This is a genomic window from Microcoleus sp. S13_C5 (genome assembly GCF_036700845.1).
Taxonomy (GTDB): domain Bacteria; phylum Cyanobacteriota; class Cyanobacteriia; order Cyanobacteriales; family Microcoleaceae; genus Microcoleus.
This window is the reverse complement of sequence record NZ_JAUBPR010000216.1, coordinates 1-4,977: the sequence shown is the minus strand read 5'-3', so window position 1 is coordinate 4,977 and position 4,977 is coordinate 1. Positions and strand designations below refer to the sequence as shown.

General features: G+C 46.5%; 5 protein-coding genes and 1 pseudogene. All 6 read right to left on the bottom strand.

What is annotated here, in order from left to right:
- Positions 1 to 59 precede the first annotated feature (59 nt).
- Complete coding sequence (locus QUA04_RS28675) at positions 60 to 338, bottom strand: hypothetical protein (protein ID WP_333263899.1); 279 nt, start codon at positions 336 to 338, stop codon at positions 60 to 62.
- A gap of 17 nt (positions 339 to 355) precedes the next feature.
- Positions 356 to 1,684, bottom strand: a complete 1,329-nt coding sequence (locus QUA04_RS28670) for a DUF2254 domain-containing protein (RefSeq protein ID WP_333263896.1) — start codon at positions 1,682 to 1,684, stop codon at positions 356 to 358.
- Positions 1,685 to 1,698: 14 nt separating this feature from the next.
- Positions 1,699 to 2,685, bottom strand: coding sequence for a mechanosensitive ion channel family protein (locus QUA04_RS28665; RefSeq protein WP_333263894.1), 987 nt, complete (start codon positions 2,683 to 2,685; stop codon positions 1,699 to 1,701).
- Positions 2,686 to 2,855: 170 nt separating this feature from the next.
- Positions 2,856 to 3,977 carry a hypothetical protein gene (locus QUA04_RS28660; RefSeq protein WP_333263891.1) on the bottom strand — a complete coding sequence of 374 codons (1,122 nt, stop codon included), beginning with the start codon at positions 3,975 to 3,977 and terminating at the stop codon, positions 2,856 to 2,858.
- Between the two features lie 14 nt (positions 3,978 to 3,991).
- Positions 3,992 to 4,543, bottom strand: coding sequence for an SH3 domain-containing protein (locus QUA04_RS28655; RefSeq protein ID WP_333263887.1), 552 nt, complete (start codon positions 4,541 to 4,543; stop codon positions 3,992 to 3,994).
- Positions 4,544 to 4,679: 136 nt separating this feature from the next.
- Positions 4,680 to 4,977 (bottom strand): annotated as a pseudogene (locus QUA04_RS28650) (RNA-guided endonuclease IscB); the annotation flags it as partial.

Here is a 4,977-nt window from a genome sequence, read left to right as displayed (position 1 = left end):
AATCTATCTTTAGTTGAGTTTGAATATATCGATCGCTCCTGTTCTTAGTTTGCGATCGATTATTCAGCAAACCCTAAATAAACGTGGTGTTCTAGATAAGAAATAACTCCTGCTTCTACTTGCTCTAATACCGCTTGGTGCAGATTTAATTCCGGTAAAATAGGCACAAAAACATAAGCTACCGAAACGCCACTCGCCGCTGAAAGCCAGCCACTGCGAGGAATAGGAGCAAACCGCAACTTTCCGCAAAATAAATGTGTCAGCGCTAAACCAATGGCAATCAGCGCGGTTAAAGCTAAAGTATTAGGAGCCGATCGCAAAGCTGCTGTTATTACCATAACTCTGCTCAACAAAATTAATCCTCTCCTAAAGCTTTAATGACTTGGTGATACTGCTCTTGGAGATCTTTCTGGTCTTGCTCCTGAGAGATTTGTTCCCGGCTACTACTTAAAATCATCTCCGCGTGACGGCGTAAAGCTTCTCGTTGTTTGGAATTGCGGGTGTAAGTGGCGATGCAAGCTATAGCTTCCAATAAGCGAATTGTTACCGCCACATCTGATTTACTGTACTGGCGAATTTGGTTAAAGGCAGTACCGACTAACCCTTCAAACGTCACTCCTTCAACAATGACCCGCAAATTCTGTTCATCGTCGTAGCGATAGGGCGAGGGAAAATCCCTTTGAGCGAGGCGGGATAATCCGGCGCTGAGTCTATCGATACACCGAATCGCAGTAAACGGATCGTTGATACCAGGAGAAATCGCACGCAAGGCAATTTCAACTAACTGATCGATTGGAAATTCTACATCTTGATATTCAGTCCGTTCTTGGCCCAGAATAAAAGCATCGTTAATCTGTTGTTTCAAGCTTTGATTCACCTGTTTTTCCGGGAAAACCATCGCTAAATCGCTGCCCTTGACAATAAACTTTCCCGGTCGAGTTGTCAGACGTACAAGCAGATTGTACTGACGGGCAATTTTCATTAATTCGTCGTCATCGATTGCTTGCAAATAACCCTCACCAGTGGCTTTGATTGGACTTGCTTCCGAGTCAAAATTTGCAGGAATTTCTCCCACTTGTTGTCGCGAGTTGTTCGCTTTACCTTCTCCGATTTTTTCGGGAAACAGACGATCTAGAGCTTTGTCTAAATCGCCACTAACCTGAGTAATTACATGGGAGGCTTGAATAATGGTTGATGCGTGATGGATAAAGTAAATCAGTACGCCGATACTGGCAATTGCCAATCCGGTACCAACTGTAACCGAGAGTTGGGGTACAAAGAGGCTGTATCCTTCTCCTTCTGCATGAATGGTTCGCAGTACGAGTAAACAGTAAATAAACGTGCCAATGAAAGTGCCAAGCACGATTTGATTGCCCGTATCCTGCATAAAATTACGCAGTAATCGGGGACCAAAATTTGAACTCGCCAACTGAAGCGCCACAATAGTAATAGAAAAAGCTGTAGCAACAACGCTGATCATTGAACTGGCAACCGATGAAAGAACCGATCGCGCACCATCGGTTCCACCCGTGTAAATCCACCTCCAGTTTGGTATATTACCCGTGCGGTCAAGTGTCAGCATTGCGATCGCTAAAATCATCGATCCCACCGCCATCAACGTTGGGATAAACCAGTAGCTAGAGTGCAGCGAGTCCCAAAGTTTGCTTAACTTGACATTTTTCATGAGTTGGGGTCGGGTTAAGATTGTCCGTTGCCGTCAGGTTGCGATCGCTGTTCAATTAGTTGTCGCAGAGAACCGCTGATGCTGCGGGGTTTGGGAACTTCGCCATTACCTGCAGGCCATCCTTCGCGTTGACGTTTGCGATCGCCATCCGTCTCTTCGGTTTGGTCGTGAAACAAAATTTGCTGCGTAGGAAAGGGCAAGTCGATGCCATTGGCAGTCAGCTTTTCCTTAATCGCAAAAAGTACCTTGTCCCGCGATCGCAGATCGTCAAGTCGTCGCGGCGGAGCAATCCACCATCGAGCGCGGATATTGACGGTACTTCCTGCAAGTTCCATCAGCAGCACGTCAGGAGCAGGGTCATCCAAAACCTCATCCACACTGTCCATGGCTTCCCTGATTAACTGCTTGGCTCGGTGAATATCATCGCCGTAGCCGATACCAACGTCGTATTGCATCCGGCGTTTCTCAAAGGCGGTATTCACAGTAACAGAATTGGTGAACAATTCCGCATTAGGAATTACAATCCGGCGACCATCATAGGTTCGGATTGTTGTAGCGCGAGTTTCAATATTTTCTACCGTTCCCTCAAAGCTTTTAAACACAATCTGGTCATCGATTTGGAACGGTTCCGTCAAAAGAATTAGGATACCAGCTAGGAAGTTTTGTAAGATATCGCGAAAGGCAAAACCAATCGCTACCCCGCTAATTCCCAGCAGTTGCACCAAATCGCCTGCTTTAAATGTGGGAATTACAATCGACAAGGCAATAAACAGACCAATCAGAACAGTAATACCCTGCGCTAACCTTCCCAACACCAGTCCCAAATTCCGGGATTGGCGGTGGTTGCGGGTAAGCCGCCTGACCGCTCTCTTAATTGACCTGCCAACAAAGAAAAAGATTGCAAAAACAATGAACGCTAGTATCATATTAGGCAGCAGGATAATGAAGCCATTGATCATGCTCTCAATCTTGTCCCAGACTGCGGATATTTCTGCTGTCATACAAATTCCTCTTGCATCAGTCGTTATTGATAGTCTTAAAATTAGCCCTGTCAAACTCTATCTTAAGGCTGTAGATTACTGTAACGTGAGCCTAATTTAGGACTTACACAGCGACAGTAAATATTGGGGATGGTGCGTTACCCAGAAAGCTAACGCACAAACAATTTTTTTCAAGCGGATATCGAAGCCACATCTTGACCGTTGAGTTTTTGTGCGATCGCATCCAGCACCCTCTGTTCTGCTTCGGAAACCTCTCCGCTACTTTCGGCAATGCGACGGCATTGAGCTAATAGCGGTACTGCAAAGTCGGGGTTAAGTTGCTCTAACAATGCACCCAATGGTTTAGGGGACTTGATGTTAGCAGCAATCCTTTTGAGAGAATCGGCATTTAATTGCAATGCCTTCAATTCTGGCAGAATATCTTCCCAGTTTTTGTTGGGATAAGTTGCCAAAATCATGTGAACCATAATTTGATCCATCGCTGCTTGCTGCGCGATCGCAACATCGAGATATTTCTCGCTTTGTTGCTGGATCGCTTCGAGCGTTTCGGTTCCAGGTTCTTCAGTCTCTTCCCTCAGTTTGGCTTCGTAAAATTGGCGCGCCGCATATCCCAGCGCGTACAGCATTGTAGCATTCGTACTCGCACCAATCATCGCGCCAGCCAGCGGTACGTTGCGTAAAAAGCCCAAACCAGCTCTCATTGCATTGCTACCGCCTAGCGCTAACCCAAAAATTGCCAAAACCTCGCCTTTTCGGGCTGGCTGTTGCAAATCCATCCCATAAGCGGCGGCAATTTCATAAACCATTTCGGTTTGAATTGCAGTAGTCGCGGCTAAATCGATCGCCAGCAGTGCAGCCGCGACACCGGGTAAAATGCTGCTAGCAAATCCGACACCACCGGCGCGGATCGCTTTTTCCACCATAATGCGATGGGCAATTTCGCTGGGATCTTCATTGGGATACTTTTTTTGGAGTTCCTTGACTTGAGCTTCGGCTTTGGCTAAATCGATGCGATCGCTGACCCCAACTAACCAATCAAGCCTGAGTACCCCTGCAGCTTGTTTAACAAAGGGAAGATTGCCAACATAAGTTACCGCATCTCCGGTTCCTTGCGTCGCTTGTCCAATCAATCGATAAGCTTGTTTAGCAGCAGCTTCCCCCAAATCAACTGCTGTGTCAACAACCGCTTTGCCTGTATTCAGTGCAGATTCTGTTGTCTCGGCAATGAAATTTAACAAACCAGACTTTTGCTGTGAATTAGTTTCTTTTTTTGGGTTTGATTTGCGATCCATCACTGTTTTTTCAATTAACTACAATACGCCAGGTTTTCAGCTTGGACGTAGCCTCTCAGAGGCACTGTAATCGGCACCCAACCATCCGTTCCTATACTTTCAATCGTCACTCTTCGTCCATTCGCGACGACTCCAACGCTTTCCCGATCGGTGGAAGGTGCTTGATATACATTAATTCCTCTGGCGGCTGCAACTTGGCGGCAGTTAGTAGGAGGCGGGGCGGTTGCGGCTTCACACATTCCGAGAAAACCACCATATACGTAGCCTTGTATCGGGGCTGTAATTGGTACCCAGCCATTCTCACCAAGATTTTGAATCGTCACATTTCGTGCGGAATCGACGATCCCAACCGCTTCGCTGTTAGCCGTCGGTTGTCGCCGAACATTAAGACCATTCCTCGCAATAACCTGGCGACAGCTATCCGGTACTTGCGCTAGTAAAGATTGACCTTGAAGCTGTGCTTTATTTGTATCAGCGGCGAACGAGGGAGCAACTAAAACGGTTGCCGTTAACAAGAGCGAACTTGTTAACGTTGTATATTTTTGCCAGATCCTCTGCTGTTGCATCGCTTTATCTCCTTTTAAATCTCTATGCCAAAACCTTATAAAAGGTTTTTAGCTCGTTCATCTGTCTTCCCCCTTGGAGACCCCCACGCTCACCTGTACTCAGGGAGCGTGGTGGGAGTCCAAGGGGGGGCAAGGTTTATGCTGCATACGAATAACCATCCTTTCTGTGAATAATTGAACAATATTTGTGGCTAACCCCTGACACCAATTCTGATGCAGCAATATTAAATGAACCACTCGTTCTAACGGCAACACGCCCAACATATTTACCAACTTTCTTGCCAGAAGTAACGATTGCTTTGACAATATCTCCCGTTTGAAAACCTTTAACAAACTTAAACCGGGGAACATAGCGAGATGGAAAGCCGAATTTGCCAGTGCGGCACATTTGACGTGTCCCGTGACCAGTTGCTTTGATCGATAGTGGCTTGCTT